Annotated in this window: 16 protein-coding genes; 11 read left to right on the forward strand and 5 right to left on the reverse strand. The window is 73.1% G+C overall.

Translation table 11 applies throughout. The features are described from left to right. Nucleotides 1-47 precede the first annotated feature (47 nt). From DMB66_RS35550 to DMB66_RS35560, 3 genes are all read left to right on the forward strand, one after another. Complete coding sequence (locus DMB66_RS35550) at nucleotides 48-1289, forward strand: sensor histidine kinase (protein WP_125808512.1); 1242 nt, start codon at nucleotides 48-50, stop codon at nucleotides 1287-1289. 41 nt (nucleotides 1290-1330) lie between these two features. After that, entirely contained in the window at nucleotides 1331-1918 is a 588-nt protein-coding gene (locus tag DMB66_RS35555; RefSeq protein ID WP_233625079.1) for a response regulator transcription factor, read from the forward strand. 310 nt (nucleotides 1919-2228) lie between these two features. After that, entirely contained in the window at nucleotides 2229-2648 is a 420-nt protein-coding gene (locus tag DMB66_RS35560) for a hypothetical protein (RefSeq protein ID WP_125808514.1), read from the forward strand. A gap of 75 nt (nucleotides 2649-2723) precedes the next feature. Here the strand turns inward: DMB66_RS35560 and DMB66_RS35565 are convergent, their stop codons facing one another. Beyond that, nucleotides 2724-3566: a DUF1028 domain-containing protein gene (locus tag DMB66_RS35565; RefSeq protein WP_125808515.1), complete on the reverse strand. Its 843-nt coding sequence runs from the start codon at nucleotides 3564-3566 to the stop codon at nucleotides 2724-2726. Continuing rightward, on the reverse strand, nucleotides 3563-4354 hold the full coding sequence (locus DMB66_RS35570; protein WP_125808516.1) for a sugar phosphate isomerase/epimerase: 792 nt from the start codon (nucleotides 4352-4354) through the stop codon (nucleotides 3563-3565). Before DMB66_RS35570 ends, DMB66_RS35565 begins: the two co-directional genes overlap by 4 nt. 111 nt (nucleotides 4355-4465) lie before the next feature. Here DMB66_RS35570 and DMB66_RS35575 point away from each other — a divergent pair, with 111 nt between their 5' ends. Both DMB66_RS35575 and DMB66_RS35580 read left to right on the forward strand, forming a co-directional pair. Continuing rightward, nucleotides 4466-5200: an SDR family oxidoreductase gene (locus DMB66_RS35575; protein ID WP_125808517.1), complete on the forward strand. Its 735-nt coding sequence runs from the start codon at nucleotides 4466-4468 to the stop codon at nucleotides 5198-5200. Nucleotides 5201-5331: 131 nt separating this feature from the next. Next, complete coding sequence (locus tag DMB66_RS35580) at nucleotides 5332-6822, forward strand: M1 family metallopeptidase (RefSeq protein WP_125808518.1); 1491 nt, start codon at nucleotides 5332-5334, stop codon at nucleotides 6820-6822. A 34-nt stretch (nucleotides 6823-6856) separates the two neighbouring features. Here the strand turns inward: DMB66_RS35580 and DMB66_RS35585 are convergent, their stop codons facing one another. Next, nucleotides 6857-8005: a DUF2786 domain-containing protein gene (locus DMB66_RS35585; RefSeq protein ID WP_233625067.1), complete on the reverse strand. Its 1149-nt coding sequence runs from the start codon at nucleotides 8003-8005 to the stop codon at nucleotides 6857-6859. Nucleotides 8006-8094: 89 nt separating this feature from the next. On the opposite strand from DMB66_RS35585, the gene DMB66_RS35590 reads away from it, so the two are divergent. Further along, entirely contained in the window at nucleotides 8095-8715 is a 621-nt protein-coding gene (locus tag DMB66_RS35590) for a LysE family translocator (RefSeq protein ID WP_125808519.1), read from the forward strand. Nucleotides 8716-8728: 13 nt separating this feature from the next. On the opposite strand, the gene DMB66_RS35595 is transcribed toward DMB66_RS35590, so the two are convergent. After that, nucleotides 8729-9496, reverse strand: a complete 768-nt coding sequence (locus tag DMB66_RS35595) for a phosphatase PAP2 family protein (RefSeq protein ID WP_125808520.1) — start codon at nucleotides 9494-9496, stop codon at nucleotides 8729-8731. Nucleotides 9497-9556: 60 nt separating this feature from the next. Then, nucleotides 9557-11770, reverse strand: coding sequence for an MMPL family transporter (locus tag DMB66_RS35600; RefSeq protein WP_125808521.1), 2214 nt, complete (start codon nucleotides 11768-11770; stop codon nucleotides 9557-9559). A gap of 212 nt (nucleotides 11771-11982) precedes the next feature. Here DMB66_RS35600 and DMB66_RS35605 point away from each other — a divergent pair, with 212 nt between their 5' ends. The 5 genes from DMB66_RS35605 (at nucleotide 11983) to DMB66_RS35625 (ending at nucleotide 18184) form a co-directional block, all read left to right on the forward strand. Further along, a complete protein-coding gene (locus DMB66_RS35605) occupies nucleotides 11983-13230 on the forward strand; it encodes a sensor histidine kinase (RefSeq protein ID WP_125808522.1) in 1248 nt (415 codons plus the stop codon). Continuing rightward, nucleotides 13227-13922 carry a response regulator transcription factor gene (locus DMB66_RS35610; protein ID WP_125808523.1) on the forward strand — a complete coding sequence of 232 codons (696 nt, stop codon included), beginning with the start codon at nucleotides 13227-13229 and terminating at the stop codon, nucleotides 13920-13922. The genes DMB66_RS35605 and DMB66_RS35610 overlap by 4 nt, the downstream gene beginning before the upstream one ends. 120 nt (nucleotides 13923-14042) lie before the next feature. Beyond that, nucleotides 14043-15380, forward strand: coding sequence for a glycoside hydrolase family 6 protein (locus DMB66_RS35615; RefSeq protein WP_125808524.1), 1338 nt, complete (start codon nucleotides 14043-14045; stop codon nucleotides 15378-15380). 37 nt (nucleotides 15381-15417) lie between these two features. Then, complete coding sequence (locus DMB66_RS35620) at nucleotides 15418-16563, forward strand: cellulose-binding domain-containing protein (protein WP_125808525.1); 1146 nt, start codon at nucleotides 15418-15420, stop codon at nucleotides 16561-16563. 163 nt (nucleotides 16564-16726) lie between these two features. After that, the gene (locus DMB66_RS35625) at nucleotides 16727-18184 is read left to right on the forward strand and encodes a 26S protease regulatory subunit (RefSeq protein ID WP_125808526.1); all 1458 of its coding nucleotides are present in this window, start codon (nucleotides 16727-16729) and stop codon (nucleotides 18182-18184) included. Nucleotides 18185-18243: the final 59 nt, after the last annotated feature.

Genomic DNA, 18243 nt, shown 5'->3' on the forward strand with positions numbered 1-18243 from the left:
CCCAGCACTACCGAGCCGGGACCGCCGCGCCGGTAGCGTGACTGCCCATGCCGGTCCGCAACGCCCTCGAGGCGCTCACCATGCGGCCGACCCGTTTCCTGCTGTCGTCCTGGCCCTGGCGCTCGCTGGCCTACCTCACCGGCGGCGCGCTGATCGGCATCACCACCATCTTCGCGGTGTTGTTCCTGCTCGCCGCGGGGGTGGTGCTGTCCGTCCTGGTCATCGGCGTCGCGGGATACCTGGCCACCGTCCTGTCCGGGGTCGCCGTGGGCCGCCTGGAGCGGTGGCGGATGCGGCTGGTCGACCGGGACGAGCTGCCGAATCCGCACCGCCACCCGGGCGCGCCCGGCCTGCGGGCCTGGCTGATGTGCCGGCTGCGCGAGCAGGCCACCTGGCGCGAGCTCGGCTACACGATGATCTCGGCGCTGATGCTGTGCTGGATGGACGCCGCCGTGGTCTACGCCGCCGCCGTGGTGCCCACGATGCTGCTGTTCGGCCCGGTCTACCTCTATGGCGAGACGTCGCTCTGGATCATGATTCCGGTGGCGGCGTGCACCCCGGTCGCCCTGGCCGTGGCCGCCTATCCGGTCACCGCGTGGGCCGGGGCCCGGGCGGCGATGGCCCGGGCGCTGCTCGCGCCGCGCAGCGACGACAGCGACGCCAAGCTGGTCGAGCTCAGCCGCTCCCGGGCCCGGCTGGTCGACGCCTTCGAGGTCGAGCGCCGGCGCATCGAGCGGGACCTGCACGACGGCGCCCAGCAGCGGCTGGTCGCGCTCAGCATGCAACTCGGCCTGGCCCGGCTGGAACTGGCCGACGGCTCCCCGGCGGCGACGCAGGTGACGGCCGCGCAGCAGCTCGCCAAGGAGACCCTCGCCGAGCTGCGCGAGCTGATCCGAGGCGTGCACCCGAAGGTGCTCACCGACCGCGGCCTCGCGGCGGCCGTCGGCGACGTGGCCGGGCACGCCCCGGTGCCGGTGGACCTGGACCTGCGGCTGACCGGGCGGCTGCCGGACGCGGTGGAGGTGACCGCCTACTTCGTGGTGGTGGAGGCGCTGGCGAACGTGGCCAAGCACAGCGAGGCGACCCGGGCCGCCGTGTCCGCCGGGGTGCGCGGCGGCCGGCTGCACCTGGACGTGCGCGACGACGGCCGCGGCGGCGCCGATCCCGAACGGGGCACCGGTCTGACCGGCCTGGCGGACCGGGTCGCCGCGGTCGACGGCACGGTGGCGCTCTCCAGCCCGCCCGGTGGCCCTACTCTGCTGCACGTGGAGATTCCTTGCGCATCGTGATCGCCGAGGACGGGCTCATCGTCCGCGAGGGCATCGCCGGGATGCTGCGGCACTTCGGCCACGAGGTGGTCGCGGCCGTTGCCGACGCGCCGGCCCTGCTGGCGGCCGTCGCCGAGCATCGGCCCGACGTGGTGGTCACCGACGTGCGGATGCCGCCGGGCTTCAGCGACGAGGGGCTGCAGGCGGCGATCGCGCTGCGGGCCGCCGACCCGGAGCTGCCGGTCCTGGTGCTGAGCCAGTACGTGGAGCAGACGTACGCCGCCGAGCTGCTCGACTCCGGCCCCTCGGCGGGCGTCGGCTATCTGCTGAAGGACCGGATCGGGGACGTGGCCGAGTTCGTCGACGCGGTGGACCGGGTGGCCGCCGGCCGCACGGTCGTGGACCCGGAGGTGGTGCGGCAGCTGCTCGGGCGGCGCCGCGACCCGCTGTCCCGGCTCACCCCGCGCGAGCGTGAGGTGCTGGCGCTGATGGCCGAGGGCCGCTCGAACACGGCCATCGCCCGCACGCTGGTGGTCAGCGAGGCGGCGGTGGCCAAGCACATCGGCAGCCTGCTGGCGAAGCTGGACCTGCCGCCCGACGGCGACGACCACCGGCGGGTCCGGGCGGTGCTGGCCTACCTGCGGGGCTGAGCGGCGTCACGTCAGCGGTCGGGCTCGCCATCGCCGACACGCGACGTTTGCCGACGAATGGGTTGCGCAGATGTGCAACGCCGGCACGCCACCGCCTTGCCGTGAGCGGCGGGGTGCGCAACTGTGCAACGAGCGCGCGACTCCGTCGCTGCCTCCCCTCCGCCACCGAAAGGGAATTGTGATGTCGTCGTCGAACAGCCGGAGGATTGCCGCAGTCGCATTGATCGCCGGTGTCCTGCTCACCGCGGCCGGGCCGGCTCAGGCGGATACCGTCACTTGGAAATTGGCGCCCTGTGTGACAGCCGCCCAAATGGAGCCCAGCCCCAGCGAGTACTCCGGATACGTCGTGCTGGAGGGGTCGGCTACGCAGTGCGGTCCGGTCATAGCCAGTGGCGGGTTCGCAATCGCCGACTACGCCGCGAACGCGACGACCGGCACCGTGCGAGGCCACAACGTCCGTTTCTTCCGCTCTACCGTGGTCGGCGAGGTCCTCCCCTTCAGGGTGGCCGCGCTCCCGCTGACCCCCGGCGAATACGGCGTCTGCGTGCTCGCCGGTCGAAATCAGCGCGTCCGTTGCTCCCACGTCGTGGTCACCACGGACAGCGGCGACGTAACCGCTGTCGTCCGGCCGCTGGCCACGGACGCACCACTGGTGAACAAGGAGGTGGTCAAGCCGCTGTACATCCCAGGCATAGAAGACCCGAATCCCGCTTGTGGAACCTGCTTCTGACGCCGCCCACCCGCATGATTCAGGGATGACATCGACCGGTGAAACCGGGGGAGGCCGCAGCCGGCCGAGCCCGACTCAGGCGTCGCGGAGCTGTTCCAGCACCAGGGGGTCGATCCGACCGGCGACGATGCGTTCCTCCAGGTTGGCGATGCCGGCCCAGGAGGCCAGGGCCTCGTCGAGCTCGGCCGGGTCGGGGCCCGCCGGGTGCCCCAGGGCGGCGAGCTGCTCGCGGACCTCGGCGCCGACCGTGCCGTCGAGATCCAGCAGGGTCGCCGGGTCCGGGCGCTCGAAATACAGCGAGTGCAGGCCGAGCAGCCTCGCCAACTCGGTGACCGGCTCTGGGTGGTCGTCCACCCGCAGGTCGACCAGGACGTCGCTGGTGCCGCCGTACCCCTGGCCCTTGGCCACCACCAGCAGCGCCGCGCTCTGCCGGCCGCGCCGGTCACCGCCGGCCTCGTCCCCGGCGCGCAGCGCGTCGAGCAGCCGGTACGCCAGCCGGGTCTGATCCTTTCCGGCCAGCCAGGCCGCGCGCATCCGCTCGACCACCTGCGGCCCGGCCAGCATGTTGCCCTGGATGGCGAAGCCGTCCCCGGCCGCGCCGCCGGCCCACTCGTGGCATGCCGGGCCGGTGAAGGTGGCGCCGGGGCCCTCGGCGCCGACCACGCCGACCTGCCGGTGGTCCACCGGGCCGGCGTCCGCGGCGATCAGGCCCGCGACCGTCTCGGTGGCCGGCACCCCGGTGCCCAGCAGCGCGAGCGCCTGCGGCCGGTACGCCAGGTTGGCGTACGACTGGGTGGCCACCGCGCCCACGTCCGCCAGAGCGGCGGGCACGGCGGCGCCGGCACCGAGGAACTTGCTGGCCACGGCCACACCGAGCGCGCCGCCGGCGTCCGCGCGCGCCACGATCGAGAAGGTCATGGGCGCACGGTAGCCGAGCCGGGGAGTGAGATCACTTCCCGGAGGTGGGTCAGGTCCCGGCCGACGTCGGCGACCGGGTCGGCCATCGGGTAGTGGGCGTGCAGGGAGAGCGGTCCGGCGTAGCCGCGGGCGCGCAGGCTGCGCAGCGTCGCGGGCCAGTCGACGACGCCGCCGTCGGCCAGCGGCTGCCACTGCGGGCCGGCGTCGCGCCAGGCGACGTTCTTCACGCCCACGCAGGCGACCCGGTCGCCGAGCAGGTCCAGGCTCATCGACAGCTGCTCGCTGCTCTCCATCGCCTGGTTGCCGGGGTCGAGGTAGACGTCCAGCTCCTCGGTGAGGCGCAGGGCGTGTGCCGCCGACGGATGGATCGTGCCGTGGTGCAGCTGCAGGGCCAGCCGTACGCCGTGCCGGCGGCCCAGCCCGGCGAGCGCGGCCAGGTCGCGCCGGGCCCGGTCCTGGATGCGGTGGTAGCCCTCGGTGGCGTCGTATCGCCACCAGCCGAGGCGGACCAGCGGCACGCCCAGCTCGGCGCACCCGCGCAGGATCTCCTCGGCGGTGCCGTCGGCCTCGACCAGGTCGGTGGTGACCACGCCGAGCCGCAGGCCGTGCCGGGTGAGCTCGGCGGCGACCTCGCGCAGGCGGGCCGGCTCGGCCGGTGTCGCGGTCTGCCCGTCGCGCACCACCAGCTCGGCACCGTCGGCCCCCAGCGTGGCGAGGGTCTCGGCGAGCCGCCCGGGGGAGAGCGCCCCGAACGGCTTGGTCATGACGAGCAGCGGAATCGCGTCCATAGACAAGGAAACGTATCGCGGCCTGTCACAAACCGGGAGGCCGTCCGGTCTGACTTGGGTGAGCGGGTCCACACCGCCCGTCGTTTCCGGAAATGTGAAAGGTCGAGAACCATGAAGATCGCTGTCATCGGCGGCACCGGGCTCATCGGCTCCCAGGTCGTCAAGATCCTCACCGCGCGCGGGCACGAGGCGGTGCCGCACTCGCAGTCGACCGGTCTGGACCTGCTCAGCGGGCAGGGCCTGGCCGAGGCGCTGGCGGGGGCCGATGTCGTCGTCAACCTGACGAACTCGCCGACCTTCGACGACGCCTCGCCCGCGTTCTTCCGGACCACCATGGACAACATGCTGGCGGCCGCCGGTACGGCCGGGGTCGGCCACGCGGTCATCCTGTCGATCGTGGGCGCCGAGCAGGTGCCGGATCTGGTCTACTACCGTGCCAAGGTGCTGCAGGAAGACATCCTGAAGGCCGGCCCGGTGCCGTACTCGATCGTCCGCGCCACGCAGTTCTTCGAGTTCATCGACGCGGTGCTGTCCTGGACCGCCAACGAGAACACCGTCCGGCTGCCCGCCACTCCCGTGCAGCCGCTGGCCGCCGCCGACGTCGCCCAGGCCGTGGCCGACGTCAGCGTGGGCGCCCCGCTGCGGGGCACCCGCGACGTGGCCGGGCCGGAGGTCTTCGCGCTCGACGAGCTGGGGAAGATCACCCTCGCCGCGCGCGGCGACCAGCGCACCGTCGTCACCGACAACAGCGCTGGCATGTTCGCCGCCGTCAAGGGCGACGCCATCATCGCCAAAGACGGCGCCGTGATCGCCAAGACCTCCTATCGGGAGTGGCTCGGCCGCTGACTCAACCGGGCCCGCCCCGCCCCGGCCCGCCGGGCCGGGGCGGGCGGCAGGCGTCGAAGGACTTCGATAGGTTCGAGCTGACCACTCCACGCCGGACCGTGACCCGGTCCGCGACGGAAGGAAGTTCGACCGTGCGACGACTGCTGGTGGCAACGCTCGCCACCGCACTGACCCTGGCCGGGACCGTGCTCCCCGCGCAGGCCGCACCCATCGGCGGCGGCCCCGGCCTCGGGGACGAGTACTTCCCGGACTACGGCAACGGCGGCTACGACGTCTCGCACTACGACGTTCGGCTGCGGTACTACCCGGCCGAGGACCGGCTCACCGGCACCACCACCATCCTCGCCGCGGCGACGGAGGACCTCAGCTCGTTCAACCTCGACTTCGTGCTCGACGTGGCCTCCGTGAAGGTCAACAACCGGGCCGCCGCCTTCGCCCGCCGGGGTGACCACGAGCTGGTCGTCACCCCGCCGCGGGTGGTGAACCGCGGCCAGGCGATGACCGTCGTGGTGCAGTATTCCGGCGTGCCCTCCAACAAGGTCGCGGCCGGCTTCACCGCGTGGACGCGGACGGCCGACGGCGCCCTCGCGGTCGGTCAGCCCGAGATCGCCTGGTGGTGGTTCCCGAGCAACGACCACCCGAGCGACAAGGCCACCTTCGACGTCTCCGTGGCCGTGCCCGACGGCGTCGAGGTGCTGAGCAACGGTGTCATGCCGCGCAACCCCACCCAGGACACCCTCGGCTGGAAGCGGTGGAGCTGGCGTTCGCTCCAGCCGCAGGCGACCTACCTGGCGTTCCTGGCCATCGGGCAGTACGAGATCACCCGGGACACCACGGTCGACGGCCAGCAGGTGATCAACGCGTACTCGGAGCTGCTCGCGCCGGACTTCGCCGACGCGGCCAAGGCCAGCGTCGAGCGGACGGCCGAGGTGGTCGACTGGGAGAGCGGCGTCTTCGGGCCGTATCCCTTCGAGGCGCGGGGCGGCGTGGTGGCGCCGCCGGGCGCGCTGGGCTTCGCCCTGGAGACGCAGACCCGGTCGGTGTACTCCACCGGCTTCTTCCGCAGCGGCGCCAACCTCTCGGTGGTCGTGCACGAGAACGCCCACCAGTGGTTCGGCGACTCCGTCTCCGTCGACCAGTGGAAGGAGATCTGGCTCAACGAGGGCTTCGCCACCTACGCCGAGTGGCTGTGGTCGCAGGAGCAGGGCGAGGGCACGGCCCAGGAGCTGTTCGACTACCTGTACGCCACCCGGTCCGACGACTTCTGGACCGTGGCGCCGGCCGATCCGGCCCCGACGCAGATCTTCGGCGACGCCGTCTACGACCGGGGTGCCATGACGCTGCACCAGCTGCGCCTGGCCATCGGTGACGACGACTTCTTCGAGCTGCTGCGCACCTGGGTGGCCGGGAAGCAGTACGGCAACGCCGACACCGCCGAGTTCATCGCGCTCGCCGAGAAGGTCTCCGGCCAGCAGCTCGACGAGCTGTTCCAGGCGTGGCTCTACACGCCGTCGAAGCCGGCGGTCGAGGGTGCTTCCGCGCTCGCCCGCAGGGCCGCGCCGCCGGCGCCGAAGTCGTGGGCGAAGATCCAGCAGACCCACGAGCTGCTGCGCTCGCACTGATCCACCCGCTGGGGCCCGGCCGGACGGCCGGGTCTCAGTGCAGCCTGGCCGCGTCGGCGGCCTCCCGGCCCGACTCCCAGCCCTCCAGGCTCGCGACCCGGAAGCCACGTCCGCGGGTCGTGCTCGGGAACGAGCGGTCCCGGGCCTGGCGGACCTGCACGTCCCGGGAGGCCAGCACGGGCAGCAGCGCGGCGGGATCGCCGGCCTGGTCCAGGGCGGCCCGGCTGGCCTCGGCGAGCCGTTCACCGATCCGGACCGCGTAGCCGACCAGGAACGACTGCCGGAAGCTCTTGAGCCGGGCCCGGCCCGCCTTGCCGCGCGGCTCGGTGCGGGCCATCGCCCGGTGCGCCTGCACCAGCAGCGAGGTGTGCAGCAGGTCCACCGCGTCGATGTCGGCGTCGAAGCCGAAGACGGTGGCGAAGCCGAACTCGGGGGACCAGACGACGTGGCAGCGGTTGGCCCGGGCCACGGAGGTCAGCAGCGAGGCCTTCTCGCTCTCGTACGGGTGGTCCACCCCGATCCGCCGGGCGTACGGCACGACGGCGCCGCCCTCGCTGGCCAGCATCGCCTCGTCGAGGCTGTGCCGCGAGATCAGCTCCTGCGCCTTGGCGGTGTACGCCTCCGCCTCCGCCGGGAAGGTCGTCGCCTCGGCCTTGGCCAGCAGGGCCCGGACCCGCTCCAGCTTGGCGTCGTTGCCGGGCGCCCGCCGGATCGGGGCCGCCTGCCCGGGCGGCGGCACGAGGATCTCGATGGGCGGCAGCTCGTTCAGCAGGGTGATCAGGGTGAGCACGGCGTCGATCAGGGTGACCCGGTCGACGCGGCGGTGGGTGGTGACCTGCCGCAGGTAGCCGGCGTCGTCGCCCCACCACGGCCGCGCGTCCAGCTCGCCGGCCTGCTCCCGCCAGCGTTCGTCGACCGTCTTGGGCCGGAAGTCCCGCAGGTAGGCGGCGACGGCGTCGGTGATCAGCAGCGGCTGGACCCCGCTGCCGCGCCGGGTGACCAGGCGGTGCAGCTCGGCCGGCTGCCAGCCGCCGCGCCAGAGCCGGGCGGTGGCGTCGAACAGGGCCGCGGCCAGCGCCGGATCCACCTCGGCGGCCGGTGCGACGGTGAGCGTGTCGAGGCCGTCCTCGTAGCCGATCCGCCCGCCGACGACCGCGCCGATCGTCTCCCGCACTGTTTCCACGCGGTCATGATGCCTGGTCGTGCCGGGCCGCCCCGCACAGCGTGGTCGCGGGGCGGCGCAGGTCACCCGGGTGGCCGTACCGTGAGCCCATGACGACGACCGCACAGCTGGTGGCGTTCTGCGGCGTGGTGGGCCTGGGCGCGATGTCCCCGGGCCCGGACTTCGCGGTGGTCGTGCGCCGCTCGGCGCTGCGCGGGCGGGCCGAGGGCATGGCCGCGGCCACGGGCGTGGCCACCGGCGTCTTCCTCTGGGCGGTGGCGGCGGCCGCGGGGGTGGCGGCGCTGGTCGCGACGGTCCCGGTGGTGCTCACGACCATCCGGTACGCGGGCGCGGCGTACCTCGCGTACCTGGGGATCAAGGCCCTGCGGGCGGCCATCCGGGCCCCGGCGGCCGGTCCCGCCGCCCGGCCGGGGTCGGCCGGCGGTGCGTTCCGCGACGGGCTGCTCTGTAATGCCCTCAACCCGAAGGCGGCGGTCTTCTTCCTCGCTCTGCTGCCGCAGTTCCTGCCCGCCCGGCCCGGCGCCGTCGACACGATGGCGCTGTCGCTGCTCGCCGTCGGGGTCACCCTGGTGTGGTTCTGCACGGTGGCGAATCTGGTCGCCGTGTTCCGGCGGGTGTTCGCCCGCTCCCGGGTGCGCCGCACCCTCGACGGGCTGAGCGGCGCGGCGCTGCTGGGCCTCGGTGCGCGGTTGGCCCTCGTCCGGCAGTGACCGCCGGCCCCGCTCAGCGTTCCGGCTGCCCCGCGCCGAGGAGTTCCCGGGAGCGGCGGCCGAGCCCGGTCACTCGCAGGGCACCGGCCAGCAGGGCGGCGGCGACCGCGGCGTCGAGCCAGTAGTGGTTCGCGGTGGCGATCACGACCAGCAGGGTGAGCAGCGGGTGGAGCAGCCAGAGCCGGCGCCACCGGCCGCGGGTCAGCGCGATCAGCGTCACCGCCACCAGCAGGGACCAGCCGACGTGCAGCGACGGCATCGCCGCGTACTGGTTGGTGACGCTGTCGGTGGTGGGGGAGCCGTAGACGCTCGGGCCGAAGAGGTGGCCGGTGTCGACCAGCCCCGTTTCGGCGAGCATCCGTGGCGGGGCCAGCGGGAAGATCAGGTGCACCACCAGCGCGGCCCCGGTGAGCAGGACGATCGTGTTGCGCACCGGCCGGTAGTGGGCGGGGCGGCGCAGGTAGACCCAGAGCAGGAAGCCGATCGTGGCGGGGAAGTGCACGTACGCGTAATAGCTGTTCGCCGCCTCGACCCAGTCGCCGCCCCGCAGCAGCAGGTGCTGCAGACCGTCCTCGCCGGGCAGGCGCAGCAGCCGTTCGAGGTCCCAGATCCGGTTCGCGTTCGCCATCGCGGTGCCGACGTGGCCGTCCGCGGCATACCGGCCGAGGCTGTAGGTGACCCACAGCACCGCGATCAGGGCCAGCTCGCGCAGCGGCGCCGGCCGGGTCCGGGTGCTGTCCACGGGCAGTTCGGCCGGGCGGTCCTCGAAGGCCAGCGTCATCGGGGGTCACCTTCGCTAACGGGCTGGGGGCCCGGACCGCCGTGGCGGTCCGGGCCACTCTCATCGGCCGGCGGTGACCAGATCCGAGCTTGTGTGCTCGGGCTCGCTCCGCTCGTCCGGCAGTTCGCGCAGCTTGTCGCCCTCGACGTCGATGTCCGGCAGCACCCGGTCCAGCCAGCGGGGCAGCCACCAGGCGCGGCGCCCGAGCAGCGTCATCACCGCGGGCACGATGGTCATCCGGACCACGAACGCGTCGAAGAGGATCGCCGCGGCCAGCGCGAAGCCGATCGACTTGACCAGCGACTCGGGCGACAGGATGAAGCCGGAGAAGACGCTGACCATGATGATCGCGGCGGCCGTGACCACCCGGGCACCGTGCGCGAAGCCGTTGACCACCGCCTGGGTCGGCTCGGCGCCGTGCACGTGCTCCTCGCGCATCCGGCTGACCAGGAAGACCTCGTAGTCCATGGCCAGGCCGAAGACGATGCCGATCAGGAAGACCGGCAGCATGCTCATCACCGGGCCGGCCTGGTCGATGCCGAACAGCCCGTTGAGCCAGCCCCACTGGAAGACCGCGACGACCGCGCCGAAGGTCGCCACCACGGAGAGCAGGAAGCCGGCGATCGCCTTCAGCGGCACCAGGACCGACCGGAACAGCAGCGTCAGCAGCAGGAACGCCAGCACCACGATCACCGTCAGGTACGGCAGCAGCGCGCTGCCCATCTTGTCGGACATGTCGATGTCGACCGCCGTCGTGCCGGTGATCGACAGATCCGCGCCGGTGCGCTCGCGCAGGGCGCTGTTCTGGTCCCGGATCGCGTGCACCAGCGCCTCGGTGTCCGCGCTGTCCGGCGCGCTGGCCGGGATGACCTGCAGGATCGCGGTGTCACCGGCCGGGTTGAGGACCGGCGGGCTGACCGTGACGACCCCGGGCAGGGCCTTGATCACCCCGGCCGCCGCGGCCGCGGCGTTCTTCGGGTCTGGACTCGACGCCGCGTCGACCACCACGGTGAGCGGGCCGTTGAAGCCCGGACCGAAGCCGTCGGTCAGCATGTCGTAGGCCTTGCGCTGGGTCGTCTCGGTGCCGGCCATGTTGTCGCCGGGCAGGCCCAGGCGCAGGTCCAGCCCCGGGATGGCGAGCACCAGCAGGCCGAGGACGGCGACGATCAGCACGGTCACCGGGCGCCCGGTGACGAACCGGGCCCAGCGCAGCCCGACCGTGGGCTTGGCCGCGGCGTGGGCGGAGGCGGCCTGCGGGTCGCGGCCACGGCGGCCCAGGACGCGCTTGCCGGCGAAGCCGAGCAGGGCGGGCAGCAGGGTCAGCGCGATGAGCACCGCGATGACGACGGCGAAGGCGGCCGCCAGCCCCATCTCGGTGAGCACCGGGATGTTCACCACGGCCAGCGCGGCGAGCGCGATGAACACGGTGAGCCCGGCGAAGGTGACCGCGGAACCGGCCGTGCCGACCGCGTGGGCGACCGCCTCCTCGTCGCGGCGCCCGGCGGAGATCTCGTGGCGGAAGCGGGAGACGATGAACAACGCGTAGTCGATGGCCACCGCGAGTCCGAGCATCAGCGCCAGCGTCGAGGTGCTGCTGCCCAGGTCGACGAAGCCGGAGGCGATCTGGATGCCCAGCACGGCCGCGCCGACGCCGAGGATCGCCGTCAGCAGCGGCAGCCCCGCGGCGACCAGCGAGCCGAAGGTGATCACCAGCACGACCGCGGCGACCAGGATGCCGAGCACCTCGGAGCTGCCGGCCGGGGCCTGCTCCTGCATGGCGTCGCCGCCGGCCTCCACGGCCAGGCCGGCGGCCCGGCTCGGCTCGGCGGCGCCGGTGATGGCCTCGCGGTCGGCGTCGGTCAGGGCGGTGGCGGCGACCTTGTACGTCACCTGCGCGTACGCGACCGTGCCGGCCTGGTTGATGGTGCCCTGCAGCGGGTCGGTGACGGTGGCGACCTGCGGACCGGTCTTGAGCCGGGCGACGGTCTGCGCGATGGCGGTCCGGTTCGCCTCGTCGGTGAGCTTCTCGCCGGCGGGCGCCGCGAACACGACCCGCGCCTGCGCGCCGCCGGCTCCCGCGCCCGGGAACCGCTGCCCGAGCAGGTCGATCGCCTCCTGGGCCTCGGTGCCCGGGATGGAGAACTCGTCGGAGGTGGGTCCCGACAGGGTGGCCGCGCCGACGCCGAGTATTGCCAGCGTGGCGAGCCAGAGCGCGAGGATCAGTCGGCGCCGGCGGAAGCTGAACCGGCCGAGCCGGTACAGGTAGGTGGCCATCGGTACTCCTGGGTCGCTACGGCAAGTGACCCTTGAAACGATCAACCAATCCGGCCTCGTCCGCGTCGTCCCACCGCAGGCACCGCATACCATCGTCGTGGTATCCGTGACCGGCGCCGGCTACCACGACGAGACGACGACCCGGCCCGACCGGCCCGCGTAGGTTCAGCGTGAGAGAGAAGCGTTCATTCCGGTCAAGGGTGGTGGGGCGGTTGGACGGGCAGACCGGCGTCATGCGGATCAGGTGGTGGCACGTCACACGGTGGCATCCGCTGCTGGTCGACGCGCTGCTCGCCCTCGTGCTGGCCGGCTTCGTGCTGAAGTCGACGATGCTGGCGCCGGACGCCGATCTCGCGGACACCGTGTCGCGCGGCGACGTGCTGGTCGCCGTCGTGGCCTTCCTCGCGGTCCTGCAGCGCCGGCGCCGGCCCCGGACCGCCCTGGTGATCGCCACCGCCGCCACCGTCGGCGCCGTCACGCAGGGCGTGCACAATCCCGGGCTGATCGGCGTGCTGGGCGTGATCACGTATTCCATCGCCGCGCACACCAACCGCCGCGACGGCTGGACGTGCGCGCTGGCCGCGGCCTCGGTGGTCTACGCGACCTCGGTCATCGTCTCCGCCGGGTGGCGCCTGGACGTGATCGGCGTCTTCGCCTGGATCTTCATGGCGGCGGCGGTCGGAGACGCGGCCCGCATGCACCGTGCCTACGTGGCCGAGGTCGAGGCCCGGGCGCACCGCGCCGAGCAGACCCGCGAGCAGGAGGCGCAGCGCCAGGTGATCAAGGAGCGGCTGCGCATCGCCCGCGAGCTGCACGACGTGGTCGCCCACCACATCGCGGTGATCAGCGTGCAGGCGGGCGCGGCGGCCCACGTGCTGCAGCACCGTCCCGACCAGGTCGGCCCGGCGCTGGAGCACATCCGGGACGCCTCCGACCTGGTGCTCAAGGAGATCGCGTCGGTGGTCGGCGTGCTGCGCAACTCCGACGACCAGACCAGCAACGAGCCGACGCCCGGGCTCTCCCGGCTGCCCGACCTGGTCGGCGGCCTGGAGGCCGCGGGTTTCACGGTACGGCGGCAGCAGCGCGGCGAGCCGCGGGAACTGCCGGCGATGGTCGACCTGGCGGCGTACCGGATCGTGCAGGAAGGGCTGACCAACGCCCACAAGTACGGCGCCGGCCGGGCCGCGCTGCTCGTCGAGTACGCCCCCAGCGGCGTCATCCTGGAGGTGACCAACGACGTCGGGTGCGACCGCGGCGCCGAAGGCACCGGGTACGGGCTGCTCGGCATGCGCGAGCGCGCCAGCGCGGCCGGCGGCACCGTGACCGCCGGACCGCTCGACGACGGCCGGTTCCGGGTGCACGCCGTGCTGCCCACCGGCGCGCCCGCCGCCGCATCGGTCGCGACGGCGACCACGGGCGGGGCCCCGGCCGGCGACCTGGCGAGGGGTTGCGACCGGTGACCATCAGGGTGCTGCTGGCCGACGATCAGACGCTGATCCGGGCCGGCTTCAAGATGATCATCGACTCGGAGCCGGAGTTCGAGGTGGTCGGCGAGGCCTCCGACGGCCGCGAGGCGGTGGACCTGGCGCGCACCGCGCGGGCCGACGTGGTGCTGATGGACATCCGGATGCCCCGGATGGACGGCCTGGAGGCCACCCGGCGGATCGGCGCCGACGACAACCTCGCCGGGGTGCGGATCCTGGTGCTGACCACGTTCGAGAACGACGACAACGTGGTGCTCGCCCTGCAGGCCGGCGCCAGCGGCTTCCTGGGCAAGAGCGTCGCGCCGGCCGATCTGCTGCACGCCATCCGGGTGGTGGCCGGCGGGGAGGCACTGCTGTCGCCGAAGGCCACCCGCGGGCTGGTCAGCCGGTTCCTCAGCCGGCCGGACGGCGCGCCGGGCGGCGCCGGGCCGACGCTGCCCGAGCTGACCGGGCTCACCGAACGCGAGCGCGAGATCCTGGTGCTGGTCGCGCACGGGCTGTCCAACGACGACATCGCCGAGCGGCTGTACGTGTCGCCGCTGACCGCCAAGACCCACGTCAACCGGGCGATGACCAAGCTGAACGTGCGGGACCGCGCGCAACTGGTGGTGCTCGCGTACCGCAGCGGCCTGGTCCGTCCGGGGGAGCGGCTGCCCGCCCAGCCCTGAGATGTCCCAGCCCTGAGATGTCCCAGCCCGGAAATTCCATGCCTTGAAGTTTCCACCGTGTTACAACTACCGTGGTCGATGCATGGGAGCGCTCCCATACTCATCCCCAGGAGTTGTCGAATGCGCTTGAGATCCCTCGCCACCACCACTGCCACCACGGCGGTCGCCGCTGTGGTCGCCGGCACCGTGGTGCTGTGGCCCGGTACCGCCTCCGCCGCCGAATCCCCCTTCTACGTCGACCCGCAGACCAGCGCCGCCCGCTGGGTCGCCGCCAACCCGGGCGACTCGCGAGCCGCGGTGATCCGCGACCGGATCGCCAACGTCCCGCAGGGCCGCTGGTTCACCCAGAACAACACCGCCACGGTCGCCGCCGAGGTGGACGCCCTGGTGGGCGCCGCCGCCGCGGCCGGCAAGACACCGATCATGGTCGTCTACAACATCCCCAACCGCGACTGCAGCGGCGCCAGCTCCGGGGGGATGGCCAACCACACCGCGTACCGGCAGTGGATCGACCAGGTGGCCGCCGGGCTCAAGGGCCGCGCGGCCGCGATCATCCTGGAGCCGGACGTCCTCCCGATCATGACGAACTGCCTCTCCGCGGCCCAGCAGCAGGAGGTCTATGCCTCGATGGCGTACGCGGGCAAGAAGTTCAAGGCGGCCTCGGCGAGCGCCAAGGTCTACTTCGACGCGGGGCACTCGGCCTGGCTGTCCCCGGCGGAGATGGCCGCCCGGCTGGTCCGCGCCGACATCGCCACCAGCGCGAACGGCATCTCGGTCAACGTCTCCAACTACCGCACCACCGCGGAGTCGACCACGTACGTCCGCAACGTCATCGCCGCGACCGGCGTCGCCGGCCTCAAGGGCGTGATCGACACCAGCCGCAACGGCAACGGCCCGGCGGGCAGCGAATGGTGCGACCCGGCCGGCCGGGCGATCGGCATCACCAGTACGAACGCGGTGTCCGATCCGATACTGGACGCGTACCTGTGGATCAAGCTGCCGGGCGAGGCCGACGGCTGCATCGCCGGCGCCGGGCAGTTCGTCCCGCAGCGCGCCTACGACCTGGCGATCGCGGCCGGCCCGGTGACCCCGCCGCCGGCGACAACCCCACCGACGACTCCGCCGACGACCACCCCACCGCCGCCGACCGGTACGTGCTCGGTGGCGTACACGGCGACCACCTGGTCGAACGGCTTCACCGCCGACGTGCGGATCACCAACGGCGGCCCCGCGCTGACCTCGTGGACGCTGACCTTCACCGTGCCGGCGAACGTCACCCTGGCCAGCGGCTGGAGCGGCACCTGGTCGCAGTCCGGCAGCACGGTCACGGTCCGCAACGCGGCCTGGAACGGCTCGCTCGGCACCGGCGCCACCACCAGCACGGGCTTCCAGGCGACCTTCACCGGATCGGCCCCGGCGAACCCGAGCGGCTACGCGCTGAACGGCACGCCGTGCTGATCGAACCGGCGGCCGGGGTCATCCCGATCGGCGCGCCATGCTGATCAAGCTGGCGGCCGCCGGAGCCGTCCTGATCGGCGGCGTCCTGGTCGCGGTGGCCCCCGCGGCGGCCGCGACCGCCTGCGACGTCACCTACGCGGCCAACCAGTGGAGCACCGGCTTCACCGCCGACGTGCGGGTCACCAACAACGGCGCGCCGGTCACCGGCTGGGCCGTGACCTGGGCGTTCCCCGGCAACCAGCAGGTCACGTCGGGCTGGAACGCGCAACTGACCCAGTCGGGCAGCGCGGTGACCGCGGCGGCGCCGCCGTACAACATGACGCTGGCCACCGGCGGGTCGGCGAGCTTCGGCTTCCAGGCGACGTACTCGGGCACCAACACCGCACCGACGGCCTTCGCCCTCAACGGCGTCGCCTGCAACGGCGACGCCCCGCCCACGCCGCCGCCCTCCACGCCGCCGCCTTCGACCCCGCCGCCTTCGACCCCGCCGCCCTCGACCCCGCCGCCGGCCGGGTGCGGGTCCGGGGCCCGCTGTGACGGCTTCGAGGGCACCCAGGCCGACTGGGCGGTGACCTATCCGGACTGCTCGGGCGCGGGCAAGACGGCCTACGACACCACGGTCGCGCACGGCGGCAGCACCTCGCTGCGCGTCGACGGGGCGGCGGGCTACTGCAACCACGTGTTCATGCGCAACACGAGCCTGCTCCCGGCGGCGGCCACCGCGCTGTTCGTCCGCTACTGGGTGCGGCACACCACCGCACTGCCGGCCGCGCACACCACGGCGGTGGCGCTGCGCGACGCCAACGACGGCAACCGGGACCTGCGCCTCGGCGGCCAGAACGGCGCTCTGCAATGGAACCGGGCGTCCGACGACGCCACGCTGCCGGAACAGAGCCCGGCCGGGGTGGCGCTGTCCGCGCCCCTGCCGACCGGGACCTGGAACTGCGTGGAGTTCAAGGTCGACCAGGGCGACGGGACGATGCAGACCTGGCTCAACGGCACCTCGGTGCCCGGGCTGCTGCAGGACGGCGTGCCGACGCACGACATCGACGGCCAATGGCTGAACCGGACCTGGCGCCCGGCCCTGACGGACCTGCGCCTGGGCTGGGAGAGCTACGGCGAGGGCGCCGACACCCTCTGGTACGACGACGTCGCCGTGGGAACCACCCGCGTCGGCTGCTGAGCCGAGTCACGCGAACCCGGCGGCGGTGCGACAGGCGCGCCGCCGTCGGGACCTCGCCCGTCGTTCCGGCGCGCTGACTTCCCCCCGGTGGGCTCGGCTTCCGTGGTGAGTTCGGCGGGGGGTCGATGGGCCGTGTCACTCTTGGTCGGGAGAGGGGGCCGCTATGTCCTTCGAATACGCGGGCGCCACGGTTGAGATTGTCGACGCCGCCACCATTCTCGCCGCCGCCCGGGTCAATCCCGTTGAGCTGCTGCGCCGCGCCGAGTTCCCGGCTCCGGTGCGCCGCGCCGGGCTGACCGTGACCAGCGGGGACGCCGCGTCGGGGCCGGTGCACGTGTTCGTCGCGGAGATCCGGACCATCGAGGATGACGCGCCCCAGCGGGAACGCATCCGTGCCGTCGTGCTGGGCAACGACCCGGTCGGCACCATGCTCGCCAAGCGGATCGCCGCGGGGGACCCGGTGGCTACCAAGATCGTGGACGGGGTCGGGGCGGCGGCCGTCGCGGCGTACAAGAAGCTTGGTCTTGATCGCCCGGCCGGGCCGGCGGCGGACCGCGAGCCGGGCGCCGCGGTGCTGGCCGACGCGGCCGTGGGGTTGCAGGCGGCGGTGACCTACGACCCGGACGGCAGCGTCGTGCGATTGCGCGCCGAGGTCGCCCGCGACGACGTCCGGCCCGCCCACCTGGAGGCGATGGTCAAGCTGACCCTGCAGGCCGTGGTCGAGCTGCTCGGCCCGGAGGCGGGCGCGCAGCCGCTGGCCGGCCGGCGCTACGTGATCAGCCGCGAGGTCGTCCCGCGGGTCGCTACCACCACCCAGACGGTCACGCTCGACCAGGTCGGCGGCCTGGCCGACCTGGTCGCGGAGATGCGCCAGATCGCGGTGTCGTTCCGGCACCCGGAGGCGATGGCCCGCTGGGGCGCGCGCCGGCCGCAGGGCATTCTCATGTACGGCCCGCCGGGCACCGGCAAGACCATGCTGTCCCGGGCCCTGGCCAACGAGATCGGCGCCGACTTCCGCGAGATCCGCACCCCGGAGATCCTGGACAAGTGGCTGGGCGGGTCCGAGCGCAACATCAAGCAGATCTTCCGCGACGCCCGCCGCTACCGGGTGCCCACGCTGATCCTGTTCGACGAGTTCGACTCGATCATCAGCTACGCGGGCTCGGGCGGCGACGCGGCCAGCCAGGCGATCAACGCGGTGGCCGGCATCTTCAAGCAGGAGATGAACGACCTGATCGAGGCGAACCCGAACGTCATCGTGGTGGCGACGACGAACTTCCCGCACCGGGTCGACGACTCGCTGATCCGCTCGGGCCGCTTCGACGTCAAGATCTCCGTGCCCAAGCCCGACGAGGTGGGCCGCGCCGAGATCTTCCGCAAGATGATCGCCCAGCTGGCGGCGGTGCACGAGGAGCCGGGCTTCACGATGTTCGCCGACGGGATCGACCTGGCCGAGCTGGGCCGGCTCAGCCACGGCCTGACCGGCGCGGACATCAAGGAGATCCTGCGCCGCGTGCAGCTGACCAAGGCGATGCAGGACGCCCGCACCGGCGGCCTGGTCGACCCGATCAGCCAGCAGGATCTGACCGCCAGCATCGCCGACCTGCTGGGGCCGCGCTGACGCGGTCGCATGACGGATCTCGGGCCCCCTATGGGGTGTCACCCCTTTCGGGAACTGTT

Source organism: Actinoplanes sp. ATCC 53533, from assembly GCF_003947245.1.